Origin of the sequence: Streptomyces sp. NPDC093149, assembly GCF_044754145.1 — a bacterium.
Lineage (GTDB): Bacteria > Actinomycetota > Actinomycetes > Streptomycetales > Streptomycetaceae > Streptomyces.
The window spans coordinates 278,257-294,245 of record NZ_JBIVON010000005.1; the positions used below are offsets into that span (position 1 = coordinate 278,257).

At 69.5% G+C, this 15,989-nt stretch carries 17 protein-coding genes; 8 read left to right on the plus strand and 9 right to left on the minus strand.

The window, feature by feature from the left end; translation table 11 throughout:
* Positions 1 to 124: 124 nt before the first annotated feature.
* The gene (locus tag ACIQCZ_RS17765; RefSeq protein ID WP_402283246.1) at positions 125 to 1,417 is read right to left on the minus strand and encodes an HTTM domain-containing protein; all 1,293 of its coding nucleotides are present in this window, start codon (positions 1,415 to 1,417) and stop codon (positions 125 to 127) included.
* Positions 1,414 to 2,205 carry a DUF5819 family protein gene (locus tag ACIQCZ_RS17770; protein WP_402283247.1) on the minus strand — a complete coding sequence of 264 codons (792 nt, stop codon included), beginning with the start codon at positions 2,203 to 2,205 and terminating at the stop codon, positions 1,414 to 1,416. The genes ACIQCZ_RS17765 and ACIQCZ_RS17770 overlap by 4 nt, the downstream gene beginning before the upstream one ends.
* A 119-nt stretch (positions 2,206 to 2,324) precedes the next feature.
* Here ACIQCZ_RS17770 and paaA point away from each other — a divergent pair, with 119 nt between their 5' ends.
* From paaA to ACIQCZ_RS17800, 6 genes are all read left to right on the plus strand, one after another.
* Positions 2,325 to 3,329: a 1,2-phenylacetyl-CoA epoxidase subunit PaaA gene (paaA, locus tag ACIQCZ_RS17775; RefSeq protein WP_402283249.1), complete on the plus strand. Its 1,005-nt coding sequence runs from the start codon at positions 2,325 to 2,327 to the stop codon at positions 3,327 to 3,329.
* Positions 3,326 to 3,616 carry a 1,2-phenylacetyl-CoA epoxidase subunit PaaB gene (paaB, locus tag ACIQCZ_RS17780; RefSeq protein ID WP_327368469.1) on the plus strand — a complete coding sequence of 97 codons (291 nt, stop codon included), beginning with the start codon at positions 3,326 to 3,328 and terminating at the stop codon, positions 3,614 to 3,616. Before paaA ends, paaB begins: the two co-directional genes overlap by 4 nt.
* Positions 3,613 to 4,314 (plus strand): 1,2-phenylacetyl-CoA epoxidase subunit PaaC, encoded by a 702-nt coding sequence (gene paaC / locus ACIQCZ_RS17785; RefSeq protein ID WP_402283250.1) that lies wholly within the window; start codon positions 3,613 to 3,615, stop codon positions 4,312 to 4,314. The genes paaB and paaC overlap by 4 nt, the downstream gene beginning before the upstream one ends.
* Entirely contained in the window at positions 4,308 to 4,814 is a 507-nt protein-coding gene (gene paaD / locus ACIQCZ_RS17790; RefSeq protein WP_402283252.1) for a 1,2-phenylacetyl-CoA epoxidase subunit PaaD, read from the plus strand. The genes paaC and paaD overlap by 7 nt, the downstream gene beginning before the upstream one ends.
* Entirely contained in the window at positions 4,815 to 5,873 is a 1,059-nt protein-coding gene (locus tag ACIQCZ_RS17795; RefSeq protein ID WP_402283254.1) for a 2Fe-2S iron-sulfur cluster-binding protein, read from the plus strand. It begins immediately after the preceding gene.
* A 136-nt stretch (positions 5,874 to 6,009) separates the two neighbouring features.
* Entirely contained in the window at positions 6,010 to 7,209 is a 1,200-nt protein-coding gene (locus ACIQCZ_RS17800) for an acyl-CoA dehydrogenase family protein (protein WP_402283256.1), read from the plus strand.
* Positions 7,210 to 7,323: 114 nt separating this feature from the next.
* Here ACIQCZ_RS17800 and ACIQCZ_RS17805 read toward each other — a convergent pair whose 3' ends face one another.
* The 4 genes from ACIQCZ_RS17805 to ACIQCZ_RS17820 all read right to left on the minus strand — a co-directional run bounded on the left by ACIQCZ_RS17805 (position 7,324) and on the right by ACIQCZ_RS17820 (position 11,511).
* Positions 7,324 to 7,668, minus strand: a complete 345-nt coding sequence (locus tag ACIQCZ_RS17805) for a rhodanese-like domain-containing protein (RefSeq protein ID WP_402283257.1) — start codon at positions 7,666 to 7,668, stop codon at positions 7,324 to 7,326.
* Positions 7,669 to 7,714: 46 nt separating this feature from the next.
* Complete coding sequence (locus tag ACIQCZ_RS17810) at positions 7,715 to 8,704, minus strand: hypothetical protein (RefSeq protein ID WP_402283258.1); 990 nt, start codon at positions 8,702 to 8,704, stop codon at positions 7,715 to 7,717.
* A 58-nt stretch (positions 8,705 to 8,762) separates the two neighbouring features.
* Positions 8,763 to 10,214, minus strand: coding sequence for a DUF2252 domain-containing protein (locus tag ACIQCZ_RS17815; protein WP_402283259.1), 1,452 nt, complete (start codon positions 10,212 to 10,214; stop codon positions 8,763 to 8,765).
* A 160-nt stretch (positions 10,215 to 10,374) separates the two neighbouring features.
* Complete coding sequence (locus tag ACIQCZ_RS17820; RefSeq protein WP_402283260.1) at positions 10,375 to 11,511, minus strand: hypothetical protein; 1,137 nt, start codon at positions 11,509 to 11,511, stop codon at positions 10,375 to 10,377.
* 89 nt (positions 11,512 to 11,600) lie between these two features.
* Here ACIQCZ_RS17820 and ACIQCZ_RS17825 point away from each other — a divergent pair, with 89 nt between their 5' ends.
* Positions 11,601 to 12,071, plus strand: coding sequence for a MarR family winged helix-turn-helix transcriptional regulator (locus tag ACIQCZ_RS17825; RefSeq protein WP_402283262.1), 471 nt, complete (start codon positions 11,601 to 11,603; stop codon positions 12,069 to 12,071).
* A 144-nt stretch (positions 12,072 to 12,215) separates the two neighbouring features.
* On the opposite strand, the gene ACIQCZ_RS17830 is transcribed toward ACIQCZ_RS17825, so the two are convergent.
* Positions 12,216 to 12,560, minus strand: coding sequence for a winged helix-turn-helix transcriptional regulator (locus ACIQCZ_RS17830; RefSeq protein WP_376276554.1), 345 nt, complete (start codon positions 12,558 to 12,560; stop codon positions 12,216 to 12,218).
* A gap of 130 nt (positions 12,561 to 12,690) precedes the next feature.
* Here ACIQCZ_RS17830 and ACIQCZ_RS17835 point away from each other — a divergent pair, with 130 nt between their 5' ends.
* Positions 12,691 to 13,302 (plus strand): FMN-dependent NADH-azoreductase, encoded by a 612-nt coding sequence (locus ACIQCZ_RS17835; RefSeq protein ID WP_402283264.1) that lies wholly within the window; start codon positions 12,691 to 12,693, stop codon positions 13,300 to 13,302.
* Between the two features lie 153 nt (positions 13,303 to 13,455).
* On the opposite strand, the gene ACIQCZ_RS17840 is transcribed toward ACIQCZ_RS17835, so the two are convergent.
* Complete coding sequence (locus ACIQCZ_RS17840; RefSeq protein WP_351071995.1) at positions 13,456 to 14,115, minus strand: response regulator transcription factor; 660 nt, start codon at positions 14,113 to 14,115, stop codon at positions 13,456 to 13,458.
* Positions 14,116 to 14,143: 28 nt separating this feature from the next.
* A complete protein-coding gene (locus ACIQCZ_RS17845; RefSeq protein WP_402283266.1) occupies positions 14,144 to 15,865 on the minus strand; it encodes a sensor histidine kinase in 1,722 nt (573 codons plus the stop codon).
* Between the last annotated feature and the right edge of the window lie 124 nt (positions 15,866 to 15,989).

A 15,989-nucleotide genomic window follows, 5' to 3' on the forward strand; every position in this document is an offset into this window, starting at 1 on the left:
GCGGCCCGACCAGGATCTGCCGTCGGAACGGATGTGCCGGACGGTTCCAACCCCGCAAACTCCCCGGTCGACGTTTTCCCGCCGGGGCCGCCGATGCCACCAGTGCTGCTGCCGCTCTCACTACTCACCCGACGAGCGTATGGCCCCCGTCGCCGCTGTGCTGCGGGGCCTCCTCGTCATCGACGGCCCGCCGCGGCCCGGGCACCTTGCCCTCGCGCGAGAACAGCAGTTCCCGCCCGAGCGTCACCCGGCCGCCGAGCCACACGAGGAAGACGGTCGGCAGGAAGACGGAGTCGGCGGCGATCATCGCCATCGAGAAGAAGGGCAGCCCGAGCAGCAGGGCGATTCCGGCGTGCTCGCACATCATGACGACGAGCAGGATGTTCTTGACCCGCCGGTTGAACAGCGTGAAGGGGAAGGCGACCTGCACGACGACCGTGCCGTACGTCAGCAGCATCACCATCACACTGTTGGAGGCGAGGATGTCCGACAGCGCGGGCCAGGGCGTGAAGTAGTCGAGCTTGAGCGGGTAGTACAGCGCTGTGCCGTCCTGCCACCGCGACCCCTGGATCTTGTACCAACCCGCCGTCGCATAGATCAGACAGACCTCAGCCATGATCACGACGAGGGTCGCATTGTGGGCGAGGTTGGCGATGACGTCGAGCAGAGTGCGCGCCTCGCTGTGCGGCGCGCGGCGGTTCACGGCCCACCAGACGCCCTGGCCGACCCAGAGGATCCAGAAGAGAACCGGCAGCCACCAGGTGCCGCCGAGACCGTCCGTCACGGTGGCCACGATCAGGACCAGACCCAGCAGCCCCCAGAGAACCGGACCGGCCACGTCCCCCCGCACCGAGCGCCGAGGATCAACGACGTCCACTGCCGCTTCCGCGTCCTCACCCGCTTCCGCTCCGCCGTCCGTCTCCGCCGCACGGGCCGCACGAGCCGCGCGCCGGGCGTCCAACGACCAGACCTGTGCGCAGCGCGTCAGCACGAGGTAGATCGCCATCAGATGGATGACGTTGTCGCCGCCGTCACCCATGAAGATGCTGCGGTTCTGGAGGGAGAGCACACCGACCATGAACAGGACCGACGTGGCACGGGTGTGCCAGCCGACCATCAGCAGCGCGGCGGAGAGCAGTGCCACCGCGTACACGATCTCGAACCAGACCGCACCGTCCGACCACATGAGCACGGTGAAGGACTGATTGCCCGATATGAGCTGCTTCGCCATGTCCCAGCCCCATGGGCCGTCGGGGCCGTACATCGCGTGGCGATGCGGCACTTCGCGCAGCAGGAACAGCAGATAGGTGGCGGAGAATCCGATCCGGATGACGGCGCTCTGGTACGGGCCGAGAGCCGAGGAGGTGATGCGCTGGATACCGCGGGCGAGCTTGCGATCGAAGGCGAATGTACTCACTTGCCCGCCCCCTCGGCGTTCTCGGGAAGGTCGGCGGGATTCACGGTCCACCAGGGCAGCACCCGGTAGGACGGCTTCGTGCTGATCTTCTCCTCGCTCCAGTCGGGCGCCCCCACCGACCGCGTCTCGGAACGGATCTGGATGCGCTCGACGGTGCCGCCGTAGTCGTGCTCGCTCAGGCGCGCCATCGCTATTCGGCGCATGTAGCGCTCGGACAGCTCACCGCGCAGGCCGTTCGCCCGGTTCTCGTTGTCGTGGGAGCCGATGTAGAAGTCCCAGCCGCGACGCAGCTCGTTCTGGTGGATGTGGCTGGGGAGCAGGTTGCCGCGTATCGCGCGGCCGTCCTCGGCAGAAAGGCTCATCCAGGGTGTGGTGCGGCGGCCGTCGGCGCCGACTATCTCGGCCCGCACATGAACGGCCACGTTCTGCTGAAGCGGATTCGGAGCGAAGAGCTTCCAGTTCTGTTCGAACTCGGGGTAGATCCATTCGTCGACCGCTTCGCCGTGCTGTTTCGTCAGCGTGTTGGAGGGTGCGACATGGAGGAACACCATGGCCAGCTGAACGCAGGCGACCAGCCCGATGACGGACAGCGCGATCGCGGCGGCTATCTGGTACGGAAGCGACAGGGCGGCCATACCGGCGCGAGCACCCTGCGCCTGCGTCTGCGTCTGCGTCTGCGTCTGCGTCTGCCCCTGAACGACGTCGGACGCCGTGTTCTCGCCCCGCCCCGACCCCGGCCCGGCGCTCCCGTTCCCGTCTTCGACGCTCCTGTCGTCGTACGAATCCATCCCGCCCCGATCCCCGTCGATCCCCGGTCCGTCATCCACAGGGTTGACACCCTACGGGCCGCCGACTCACCATTGAAGACATTGAACCGAACGATCGGTCGGTCGGTAGGGAGTCCGGGATGACGGCAGTGACTGCGAGCCAGGCGGCGCAGGCGGGAGCAGGCGGGCCCGAAGGGACGGACGAGGCCCTGGAGGCGGGCTTCGACGCCGCGGTCGCGGCGGACGAGCGCATCGAGCCCCGTGACTGGATGCCGGATGCGTACCGTGCCTCGCTGGTCAGGCAAATGGCCCAGCACGCCCACTCCGAAATCATCGGAATGCAGCCGGAGGCCAACTGGATCTCGCGGGCACCCTCGCTGCGCCGCAAGGCGATCCTCATGGCCAAGGTTCAGGACGAGGCCGGACACGGGCTCTATCTGTACAGCGCCACGGAAACACTCGGCACCAGCCGTGAGGAGCTGCTCGACAAGCTCCACGCGGGCCGCCAGAGATATTCATCGATCTTCAATTACCCGACGCTGACCTGGGCGGACGTCGGAGCGATCGGCTGGCTGGTGGACGGCGCCGCGATCACCAATCAGGTACCTCTCTGCCGTTGCTCCTACGGCCCGTACGCCCGGGCGATGGTGCGCATCTGCAAGGAGGAGTCCTTTCACCAGCGCCAGGGGTACGAGCTGCTGCTCGCCCTCAGCCGCGGCACCCCGGCACAGCACGAAATGGCGCAGGACGCGGTGAACCGCTGGTGGTGGCCGTCCCTGATGATGTTCGGTCCGCCGGACGACGCATCGGCGCACTCGGCGCAGTCGATGACCTGGAAGATCAAGCGGCACTCCAACGACGAACTGCGGCAGCGCTTCGTGGACATCTGTGTCCCACAGGCCGAAGCGCTGGGACTCTCCCTTCCTGACCCGGATCTCCGGTGGAACGAGGAGCGCGCGCAGCACGACTTCGGAGCGATCGACTGGAAGGAGTTCCAGGAAGTCCTCAAGGGCAACGGCCCCTGCAATGAGCAGCGCCTCACCCAGCGCCGCCGGGCGCACGAGGAGGGGGCCTGGGTCCGGGACGCGGCGACCGCGTACGCCGAGAAGCACACAGCACCGAGGAACGGGGAGGCGACGGCATGAACAGCTCGACCGAATGGCCGCTGTGGGAGGTGTTCGTGCGTTCGCGCCGCGGGCTGTCCCACACCCACGCGGGCAGCCTGCACGCCCCGGACGCGGAAATGGCCCTGCGCAATGCACGCGATCTGTACACGCGCCGCTCCGAGGGAGTCTCCATCTGGGTGGTCCCGTCCGCACAGGTCACGGCCTCCTCGCCGGACGAGAAGGATTCCTTCTTCGAGCCGGCCGGTGACAAGCCCTACCGGCACCCGACGTTCTACGAGATCCCGGAAGGGGTGAAGCACCTGTGACCGCGGCTCTCGCCCTGGGCGACGACGCGCTGGTGCTTTCGCACCGGCTGGGGGAGTGGGCCGGCCACGCCCCGGTGCTGGAAGAGGAAGTGGCCCTGGCCAACATCGCCCTGGACCTGCTGGGGCAGGCCCGAGTGCTGCTCTCCCTCGTCGGGGACGAGGACGAGCTGGCGTATCTGCGTGAGGAGCGCGCCTTTCGCAACGTCCAACTGGTCGAGCAGCCGAACGGCGACTTCGCCCACACCATCGCCCGCCAGCTCTACTTCTCCGGCTACCAGCGACTGCTGTACGAGCAGTTGTCGGCCGGTGACGGCCCGTTCGCCGGCCTGGCGGCGAAGGCGGTCAAGGAGGTCGCGTACCACCAGGACCACGCGGAGCACTGGACACTGCGGCTCGGCGACGGCACGACCGAGAGCCACGAGCGGATGCAGCGCGCGGTGGACGCGCTGTGGCGGTTCACCGGCGAGCTGTTCCAGCCCGTCGAGGGTGTGGAGATCGACTGGCAGTCGCTGCGCAGCGGCTGGCTGGAGTCCGTCACCACGGTGCTGGAGCAGGCCACGCTCACCGTGCCGGACGGTCCGCAGTCCGGAGCGTGGACGGCGGGCGCGGGCCGTCAGGGCATCCACACCGAACCCTTCGGCCGGATGATCGCCGAGATGCAGCATCTGCATCGCAGCCACCCGGGGGCGTCATGGTGACCGAGACACTCCTGGAGGAGGAGCTGCACCGGATCGCAGGCTCCGTGCCCGATCCGGAACTGCCGGTGCTGACTCTGGACGAGCTGGGCGTGCTCCGGGGCGTGGACGTGCTCGCACCCGGCAGGGTGACCGTGCGTCTCACCCCGACCTACACCGGCTGTCCGGCGATCGAGGCCATGTCCGCCGACATCGAGCGAGTGCTGCATGACCACGGCATACCGGAGGTCTCCGTGGTCACGGTGCTCTCGCCGGCCTGGTCCACGGACGACATCAGCGCGGAAGGGCGGCGCAAGCTCGCCGAGTTCGGCATCGCGCCCCCGCGCCCGCACGGCGTCGGGGTCCCCGCAGGCGGCCCGGTGCCTCTCACGCTCTCGGTGCGTTGCCCGCACTGCGGCTCGACCGACACGGAGCTGCTGAGCCGGTTCTCCTCCACCGCCTGCAAGGCTCTGCGCCGGTGCGTGACGTGCCGCGAACCGTTCGACCATTTCAAGGAGTTGTAGATGTTCCATCCGCTCCGGGTCCGCGCGATCGAACGGCTCACGGACGATGCGGTGGCCGTCACCCTCGCCGTGCCGCCCGAGCTTCGCGAGACCTTCCGACACCAGCCGGGACAGCACCTCAATGTGCGCTACGACGTCGACGGCGAGGAGATCCGCCGCTCGTACTCGATCTGTTCCCCGGCCGTCGAGGAACCGGCCGATCCGGTACTGCGGGTGGGGATTCGGCTCGTCGACGGCGGCGTGTTCTCCACCTACGCACTGAAGGAACTCGCCGTCGGTGACCTGGTGGAGGCGATGCCTCCGATGGGCCGCTTCGTGCTCACACCGCGCGCCGGACGTTTCGCAGCGATCGTCGGAGGCAGCGGGATCACACCGGTGCTGTCGATCGCGGCGACACTGCTGGCACGGGAGCCCGACGCCGGTTTCTGTCTGATCCGCAGCGACCGGACCGCGGTCTCGACGATGTTCCTGGACGAGGTCGCCGACCTCAAGGACCACTACCCTGACCGGTTCCAGCTGGTGACGGCGCTCTCCCGGGAGGAGCAGCAGGCAGGTCTTCCGTCCGGCCGACTGGACCGGGACCGGCTCACCGGACTGCTGCCCTCGCTGCTCCCGGTGACAGAGGTGGACGGCTGGTATCTGTGCGGGCCGTTCGGGCTGGTCCAGGCGGCCGAAAGCGCACTGCACGACCTGGGCGTGGACCGGACCCGTATCCACCAGGAGATCTTCCATGTGGACGACGGCCCGAACGCACCTGCCCGCCCCCGGGCCGAGACACCGGCTCACAGCAGACTCACCGCGACCCTGGACGGCCGCTCCGGCACATGGCCGGTGCAGGACGGCGAATCACTGCTGGAAACCGTGCTGCGCAGCCGCTCCGACGCACCGTACGCGTGCAAGGGTGGTGTGTGCGGGACCTGCCGGGCGTTCCTGGTCTCGGGCGAGGTGCGGATGGACCGCAACTTCGCGCTGGAACCCGAAGAGACGGGTGCCGGCTATGTGCTGGCGTGCCAGTCCCATCCGGTCACCGCGGAGGTGGAGCTCGACTTCGACCGCTGACCGCACCCCCGGCCCCGTCCTCCCCCTCCCCCTCACAGCCCGTGCCTCTGCCTGTTCCCTTCTCGTAGAACCTGTTCTATCTTGACGAACCGTCAGATCCGGTCACGAGGGCAGCGGTTGGCGGGAGGCCAGGGCAGTGGACTTCACCTTCACCGAGGAACAGCAGGCAGCCACGGAGGCGGCGAGAGCGGCCTTCTCGGGCGTTGCGCCGGACGGGGTGCCCAGCCCCGCTCTCGTACCGGGCGCGGTGTCCGAGGACATCGACCGGCCCCTGTGGGCCGGGCTCGCGGCGGGCGACCTGCTGAGCCTGACACTGTCGCCGCAGCACGGCGGCGCCGGACTCGATCTCGTCGCGCTCTGCCTGGTGCTGCGCGAATCCGCCAGGGTGCTCGCACGGGTACCGCTGCTGGAGACCTGTGCGGTCGCGATGGCTCTCCAGCGCTACGGCGACCGCGGGCTGGCCGCCGAGTTGCTCCCCCGGGTCGGCCGGGGCGAATTGGTCCTCACCGTCGGGGCCAACGGCCGCTCCGGCCACGATCCGGCCGAACTCGCGGTCACGGCCCGCCGGGTCGTTCCCGCGACGGACGACCCGTCCGGCGAGGGATCTGGCAAGGCACCCACGGATGCCGCCGCCGACACTGCGGGCTGGGTGCTCGACGGCGTGCAGTCAGGGGTGCCCTGGGCACAGGCCGCGGACTGGATCGCGGTTCCCGCCCACACGGGCGAGGGCCGAGCCGTTGTCGCCCTGATCCGGCCCACCCACGACGGCGTCACCCTGGCCGAGCAGGTCTCCACCAGTGGTGAGCTGTTCGCCGAGGTCCGGCTGGACTCGGTGCGGATCGACAACCGTGCGCTGATGGACGCCGCCGGGGCCTGGGACTGGCTGCGCGCCCTGCTCACCACGGGGACCTGCGCGCTGGCGCTCGGCCTGGGTGAGGCCGTACTCGCCATGACGAGTGATTACACCGGCAAGCGCGAACAGTTCGGCTTTCCGGTCGCGACCTTCCAGTCCGTCGCCGTACAGGCCGCGGACCGCTACATCGACCTGCGCGCCATGGAAGTGACGCTCTGGCAGGCGGCCTGGCGGATCTCCACCGGGGCCGACGGCGCGCTTCCCGCCGAGGGCGACATCGCCGTGGCGAAGATCTGGGCCTCGGACGGTGTCCGCCGGGTCGTACAGACCGCACAGCATCTGCACGGGGGCTTCGGCGCGGACACCGACTGTCCGCTGCACCGCTTCCATGCCTGGGCGAAGCAGATCGAGCTCTCCCTCGGTCCGGCAGCGGCGCACGAGGAAGCGCTGGGCGACCTGCTGTCCGCGCATCTCCTCGGCTGAACCCGCCCAGGACCTCGACCGACACCGTCCGCCGTGACCTCGACCGTCCGCCGTGACCTCGGCAGGCACCGGCCGTGAGTGCCGGTGCCCCGGCAGCCGGTCAGCCACCCGGGCTCAGAGGACAAAGGCAGCGGAGCCGTTGTCGGTGACCATCGGACGTCCGGCGCCGTCCCAGGCGAGCATCCCGCCGTCGATGTTCACGGCGTCGATGCCCTGCCGCACCAGGTACTGGGTGACCTGGGCGGACCGGCCACCGACCCGGCACATCACATGGACGCGCCGACCGTCCTCGGCCGCCTCGGTCAGCTCACCGAAGCGCCCCACGAAATCGCTCATCGGGATGTGCAGGGCGCCCTCGACATGCCCGGCCGCCCATTCGTCGTCCTCCCGGACATCCAGCACGAAGCCGTCCGACGGAACCGCCGCGACGTCCATCGAGGGCAGCGGGGCGAAATTCATGGGTCATGCCTTCTCTCGTACGTACGCTCCAAAGTCACCAGGAACGCTACTGCACCAGACCTGCCAGCTCCGCCTCTCGCTGGGAGACCTCGCCCAGCAGCTGATCGGCGATCTCGTCGAGCAGCCGGTCCGGATCATCGGGCGCCATCCGCAGCATGGCTCCGATGGCACTCTCCTCAAGCTCCCGGGCGAGCACCGTGAGAAGTTCCTTGCGCTGGGTCAGCCAGTTCAGCCGGGCGTAGAGCTCCTCGCTCTCGCTCAGCTCGGCCTCCGGCACCACCGGCCCCGACGCCCACTCCTGCGCCAGCTCCGTCAGAAGCGCCTCGTCCCCGCGCCCATAGGCGGCGTTGACGCGGGTGATGAACTCCTCCCGGCGTGCCCGCTCCGTCTCGTCCTGTGCCAGGTCAGGGTGGGCCTTGCGCGCCAGCTCGCGGTAGAGCTTGCGCGCCTCTTCGGTCGGCCGGACCCGCTTGGGCGGCCGGACCGGCTGCTCGGTCAGCATCGCCGCCGCCTCGGGGGACAGCCCGTCCGAGTCCATCCAGTCGTGGAACAGTTCGTCGACGCCCGGCATCGGCATCACGATCGCCCGGGCCTCCTGTGCCTTGCGGAGGTCCTCGGGGTCACCGGTCTTGGCAGCGCGGGCCTCCGCGATCTGGGCATCGAGCTCATCGAGGCGGGCGTACATCGGCCCGAGCTTCTGATGGTGCAACCGGGAGAAATTCTCGACCTCGACCCGGAAGGTCTCCACCGCGATCTCGAATTCGATCAGCGCCTGCTCCGCCGCCCGCACGGCCTTGGCGAGCCGGGCCTCGGGCCGGGCCCCCTCAGCGGTCCCGCCGGTCTCCTCGGCGGTCCCGTCGGCAGCCCCGCCCGTCTCCTCGGCAGTTCCAGCGGCAGCGTCCGCCTCGGAACCGGCACCAGCACCGCCCGGCCGCACATGGTGCGCATCCTGATCGTGGTGCTCGTGCTGCCGGTCGTTGTCCTGCCGGTCTTCGTCGTTCCGGGTGGTCGGCACCCCGGCGGCTTCGTGGGTCACCCGTCCAGCGTATGGCCACCACCCACACCCCGAGGACGCACGGTCGGCCCGACGTCCCTCACACGCCCGTTTCGGCGGCTATTCGACCTGCTCCGACGGCCCGCACCAACTCCGCGTGGTCCGCCTCGGTACGGTCCGCGTACATCACCGCGAACGCCGCCACCGCTTCGTCCAGCTCCTCGTTCTTGCCGCAGTAGCCCGCTATCAGCCGTGGATCCGCGCTGTGCGCATGAGCCCGCGCGAGCAGCGCACCGGTCATCCTGCCGTAGTCGTCGACCTGGTCGGCCGCCAGAGCCGCCGGATCCACACTGCCTTTCCGGTTCCTGAACTGCCGCACCTGGAAGTGCCTCCCGCCGACGGTGGCCCACCCCAGCAGGATGTCGCTGACGACCTGCATCCGCTTCTGCCCGACGACCACCCGGCGTCCCTCGTGCGCCACCTCCGGCACATCGAACCCGACAGCCGGCAGATACGGAGCCAGCACGGAGGGCCGCGCCTCCTTCACCTGCAGTACCAAGGGTTCACCACGGTGATCGAGCAGAAGCACCACGTACGACCGGGTGCCGACGCTCCCCGTGCCGACCACCCGGAACGCCACATCGTGGATCGTGTACCTGGCGAGGAGCGGCACCCGGTCCTCGGAGATCGTGCCCAGATAGTCGCCGAGCCCCGCCGCCACCGCCGCTGCCTCCTCGTCCGGCACCCGTCGCAGCACCGGCGGCGCATCGACGAAGCGGCGTCCGCCGTCCCCGGAGTCCTCGGTGGACTTGGCCGCGAAACGGGCGCTGGTGTTGTTGCGGGCCTTCTCCGAGACCCGCTCCAGGGTGCCGAGCAGATCCCGCGCGTCCGTGTGTGAGACCAACTCCTCGTCAGCGATGGCGTTCCAGGCGTCGAGCGCGGGCAGTCCGGCCAGCAGGCGCATCGTCCGCCGGTACGCGCCCACCGTGTCGTACGCGCCCCGGCGGCAGGTGTCCTCGTCCGCCCCGGCCTCCCGGCCGGCAAGCACCAGCGAGGCCGCGAGCCGCTTGAGGTCCCATTCCCAGGGGCCGAAGACGGTTTCGTCGAAGTCGTTCAGATCCATGACCAGGCTGCCCCGCGCATCGCCGTACAACCCGAAATTCGCCGCGTGCGCATCGCCGCAGAGCTGCGCGCCCACCCCGCTGACCGGTGAGCCCGTCAGGTCATGGGCCATCAGCCCGGCCGAGCCGCGCAGAAAGGCGAACGGTGTGGCCGCCATCCGCCCCACCCGGATCGGGGCGAGAGCGGGCACCCTGCCCCGACTGGACTCCTCGACCGCCCGCACGGCATCGGGCCGGCCCAGTGGAAGGACCAGGGAGGCGTGAGAGGCCCGTGGCACCCTCTCGCGCAGCGCCTTGCCCGCCTCCTTGGGCGACACCGACGCGCTTCCGCCCGCCGCAGCCGCCCGCCGCGCGAATCCGGGCACGACCGGAATGCGCGGACCCCCTGCAACACCCCGCTGAACAGGCACTGTCGCTTCGATTTCGCCCATGGCGCGGCCTCCCCCGTCCTCGTCCTGCGCTCCTGGCCCGACGCCCTGTCGCAGATCAATTGCGACGAAGGTACCGCCGTCCACCGAAAGCCGTCCGCCCCTGTGGAGAACTCACCGGCCGACCTGTGGACAACGTGGTTCGGACAACTCTCTGCCCTGGTCAGACGGCGACGGCTTCTTCCAGCTCTTCCTCCAGCTCTTCCGCGCCGTCCGCCCCGGTCGGGGCTTCGGCCCTGACGTGCCGACCCCGTCCCTGTGCTCCCCCGGCCTCGACGGATCCGGCGAGGGCGGGAACCGTCTCCGTTGCGGTCTTCCGCCGCTTCGCCTCGGCCGCCCCCGCCAGGGCCAACACTGCCAGGCCCACCACGAACCAGAGCGCCAGCACCAGCACCTGCCGGCCGAGCGCGTGTCCGCCGAAGTACACATGGCTGCGTACGCCCTCGACGAAGCCCGCACCGTTCCAGAACGAGTGCAGCGCACCGAAGAACCCGGGCTGCAGTTCGGGCCGGAAGATGCCGCCCGAGCTGGTGAAGTTGAGCATCACGAAGAGCACCATCACGCCGAGCGTCGTCCACCGCTTGAGGAAGGTGTGCAGCCCGACGCCGATCAGCAGAATGCCCGCCGAGTAGAGCCAGGCCATCGCCCACAGACCGCCGAGCCCGTGATCCACGAGGCCGAACATCGGGCCGGCGAACACCGCCCCGATCACGCTCACCACCAGGGATGCGGCGACCGCCAGTGCGGCCCTGATCCGCAGCCCCAGCACCGCACCCGCGCCGCCGATCACCGCGACCGACGCGTAGGAGCCGATGCTCACCGCGACCAACAGGAAGAAGATGCCCTGACCGGTCGGATCGCCCGCGGCCGTCGGTACGGTGTCGGTCACCTTCAGCGGATGCCCCTGCTCGGCCGCGACCTTGGTGAAGACCTTCTCGACGACCGTGGCGCTGGTGTCGGAGGACGCGCTCGCCACCAGCAGCTCGGGGTGCTTCCCCGGCAGGTAGGCGCCGTAGCTCGCCTGGTCCCTCAGGTTGGTCTCGGCGGTCGCGCGATCGGGGACGGTACGCACGCTCAGCGCCCCGTCACCCTTGTCCTGCAGTGTCTGCGCGAGTACCCGCGCACTCGGCCCGGATCCGACCACGTCCACCCGCAGGTCATGCGGCTCGGGGGCGTGGAACGCCCCGAGGTAGGCGAGCCCCATGCCGATACACATCAGCAGTGGTGTGACGAGATGGCTCAGCACATGACGCAGAGCGGCGGCGGTGGAGCCTGCGGCGGCACTCGGGCCTGGGGACATGCGGGGCACTCCAATAGTTGGCTTTTACAACTCCTAATCCGTTGTACTATACAACTGAAATCCCGAGGAAGGCGAAGGAAGGCGGATCAGTGCCAGGCACTCCCGGAGAACGCGAAGAATCGCTGGACGTCATCCAGCGCGAGCTCACCGCCTTCGCCCGCCGCGCGCGAGCCGCAGCGGCCCGCCTCCACCCGGAGCTGCCCCTGGTCTCCTACACACTGCTGGCCCACATCGACGACCGGCAGGGCTGCCGCGCAACGGATCTGGCCGCGCACTACATGCTGGACAAATCAACAGTCAGCCGACAGATCGGCGCCCTGGAGAAATTGGGGCTGGTCGAGCGCCACCCCGACCCGGACGACCACCGCATCCAGGTACTGCACCCCACCGAGGCCGGAACCCAGGCGCTCGCCTCGACGCAGGCCAGCCGCCGGGCCGCCTACCAGGAGCGCCTCGCGGACTGGACGGCGGACGATCTCGCCAGGTTCGCGGAGTACCTGCTGCGCTACAACTCGGCAGGCGGCACGAGCACAGCCACCCAGCACGCACCGAAGACCTGAGCCGACAGAACAGCGCGCGAGCCACTCACCCCAGGCGCACGCCCTCAAACCACCTCAAGGCTCTTCGCCCGGCTCAGACCGGATCACCGGGGCACGCGAGCCCCTCATGACCCGAAGAAACGGCCCTCACCACCCGGGCGCGCCTCAACAGTGGCCATCGGAGGACAGATACGTCCTGGACCAGTGAGCAAGCTCCTTGAGCGCGGGCTCCATCGCGGCACCCGCCCGGGTCAGGCGGTACGAGACCCGCAGCGGCGGCCCCTCGTCGACCTCTCGGACCACAAGCCCGGCCGCACCCAGCTCCGAAAGCCGGTCCGAGAGCATGCGCTCACTGATGCCCGGAATCGCCCGCCGCAGATCCGCGAAGTGCACCGGCTGCTGCATCAGCACGGAGACGATCGGCCCCGTCCAACGCTTGCCGAACAGCTCGAACACGCGGGTGATGCCCACATCGACCCGCCGACACGCCTGCTCGCTGTGCTCCGCCATACACCCAGGGTACTGCGCCAGAGTGCGAGGCTTACGAATAGTAAGTCCCTGTGTTATTACTAGGTACGCACAAAAAAGCGGCCCACCACATCGGTGCGCCGCCACCCCCAGACATCCGTGGAGACCCCCCGTGGCCACACTCCTGCATATCGATTCCGCCGTCTTCCCCGAGGGCTCCGCATCACGCGACGTCAGCGCCGCCTTCGTGCAGGCCTGGCGTGAGCAGCACCCCGACGGGCAGGTCGTCTACCGCGATCTCGCCGCCGCCCCGCTGCCCCACCTGGACGCCGCGGCCGTCGCCGCCGGCGCCGAGGACCCGTTGCGCCGCGAGCTCGCAGACGAGCTGGCGGCGGCGGACGCCGTCCTGATCGGCGCTCCGATGTACAACTTCAGCATTCCGTCCACGCTGAAGGCCTGGCTCGACCAGGTGATCATCGTCGGCCACAACGCGGGCCCGGACGGCCCCGTGGCGGGCACCCCGATCACCGTCGTCGCCAGCCGTGGCGGCTCGTACGCCGCCGGCACCCCGCGCGAGGATGCGGAGTTCGTCCAGAACTACCTGGAGAAGCTGCTGACGAGCATGTTCGGTGCCGAGGTCGACTTCATCGTTCCGGAACTGACACTGGCCCGGTCCAAGCCCGAGATGGCCGACCTCATCCCGCTCGCCGACGCGTCCCGCGACAAGGCGTTCGCCGCGGCTGTGGAGAAGGCCAAGGCGCTCGCCATCCGCCTCGCCGCCTGAACCGTGCGAGGAGGGCCGGGGTCCGGTGGTCAACGACTCGGGACGCTCCGGCCCCCTCGTGCACACGAGCACACTTTCCACAGGCGGGAATGCTTCCAATCGGGCGTTTCACGTGAAACACGACCCAACTTCCCGAGCCCGCCCCACGGCCTTCTAGAGCCCCGCATCCCTCGCAAGCAACGCGGCCTGCACCCGGTTCTCGCACCCCAGCTTCGCCAGGATCCGGCTCACATAGGTCTTCACCGTCGCCTCGCTCATGTGCAGCCGCCGTCCCGCATCCGCGTTGGAGAGCCCCTCCCCGAGCAGCGCCAGCACCTCGCACTCGCGCCCGCTCAGCGCCGCCACCCGCCGCCGCGCCTCTTCGCCCCGGACCGCCGCCCGTCCCAGGGTCAGCTGATCCACCACATGACGGGTGGCACCGGGCGAAAGATAGGCGTCTCCGGCAGCCGCCGCCCGCACCGCCTGGATCAGCTCGGTCGGGGCGGTGTCCTTGAGCAGGAATCCGGCACCCCCCTGTTCCAGCGCCCGCAGGACGTTCTCCCGCTCGCCGAACGTTGTGAGCACGATCACTCGCGCCGTCGGCGCCGCCGTTCGCAGTTCCGCCAGCGCCGTGAGCCCGTCCATCACCGGCATCTGGATGTCGAGCAGCACCACGTCCGCCGCATGGGCACGGACCAGCTCGATGGCTTCCCGCCCGTTCGTCGCCTCCGCGACGACCTCGATGGAACGGTCCGAGGTGAGGATCATGCGTATCCCGGCCCTGATGAGGGGCTCGTCGTCGGCAATGACGACTCTGATCGGCCGACCCGTCACTCGTACCCCCGTGCTCGTCCCGGACGCCTCACCTGCTGGCGATCTCGTAGGACCTCTTCTCGATCAGCTTGCCGTCCCGGAAACAGAACCGGAACACCGGCTCGGTGTTGATGTTCGCACCCGTCTCCGAGGACATGAGAACCAGACACCGTGACCCGGCCGGCTTCTCGGGCCCCTCGCCGTCCAGCCCGGCCGCCACGAATGTATCCCCGGTGGGCAGCGCTTCCCGCACCTCGTCCTCCGCCGTGCCGATCTTGATCGACCGATACCGACTCGGGTCGATCATCGCCTTGTCCATCTCCTTCACCAAGAAGTACAGACCGAAGCCACCGGCCAGCACCAGGAGCACCAGGGCTCCCGCCCCTATCCCGCAGCCCAGCGCGACCCCGCCGCCCGTCTTCCTTCCGCTGCCGCTCATCGCCAACTCCCGTTCGGAAACCGTCCCGTCCATGACCGGACCACCGTTCCCCCACAGGACCCCCTGGGACTGCTGCCGGAAGTCGTCCTCCGCGTCAACCATCGGCGTGACCGGCATCCCGCCAGGCATGCCCTCGGCTCCGTACGGAAGCACACCGGCCACCCGGAAGCCGCCGCCCTCGATCCGGCCGGTGTGCACCATGCCGCCGACCAGCCGGGCCCGCTCGTGCAGACCGGGCAGCCCCTGGCCGCCGCTGACCACCTCGCCCGCCGGCCGCGCCTGCCGCTGTGGACCATTGACGATCTCGACGACGAAGGAGTCGGGCTCGTAGCGCAGCTCGACCTTGATCTCCGCACCCGGTGCGTGCTTGTACGCGTTGGTCAAGGCCTCCTGGACGATCCGGTACGCCGCATGGTCCGAGGCCGCCGCAAGCGTCCGGACCGTTCCCGTACGACGAAGTTCCACATCGCTGCCGGCGGCCCGCGCCGTCGCTGTCAGCTCCTCGATGCCCGCCGTGCCCCGCGCCGTGGGCTGCCCGCCCTCGTCGCCCTGCGACGGCCCCTCGACACCGTCGCGGAGAATGCCGACGACCTCGCGCAGCTCATGCATCGCATGGACCGAGGCGTCCCGCAGCACTCCGACCACTTCCCGCTGCCGCGCCGTCAGCTCGCGGTCGACCTCCAGCGCTCCTGTATGGACAGAGATGAGTGCCAACCGGTGGCCGAGGCTGTCGTGCATGTCCTGAGCGATCCGCTGGCGCTCCATGAGCCGCGCCTGCCCGACGATCATGACCCGCTCCCGGACGAGCTGGGCATTACGTTCCTGCAGGGCGTGCAGCAGGGTCCGGCGCTGCGTCCAGTAGCGGCTGGCGAGGCCGGGCACGAGTGTCGTCGCCAGGAAGTAGAGGGTGGTGAACAGCACCTGGGTCAGCGGCCGCAATCCGGCCCAGTTCACCACGAGGGCCAGACCGACGTAGACCGCGTAGGCAGCGGTGAAAGCCCCCAGAGCCCGCCCGGCTCCGGCGATCCGACGCCCGGAACTCCACGCCACCACCATCAGCAGCAGTGCGAAGCCATCGGAGAGCCCGGCGAGGGCCGCCGTGGCCACCAGCACGGTCACCGGAAGCCGTCGCCTCATCAGGGACAGCACCACGACCAGGGCCGAGACCGTCCACAGTCTCAGCTCACCGCTGCGCAGCAGCTCTTCCATCCCGGCGGCGAGCAGCCCGAGCACCACGGCCAGCACGGCCTCTCCGGCCGTCCTGCGCCGGGACCACAGTTCGGGTGCCGCACACCACTGCCACCCGGCCCGAAGCTTCGATATCGCGTACACGCCCCGCACCCTAGGCAGCCTCCAGACTCACGGCGCCCCACTTTCGTCGCATTCGCCCACGACGAAAGTAGCCCGCACCCCGCTGAGCCCCTGCCCGCCGCACAGAAGCCCCGGGGCACCCAGG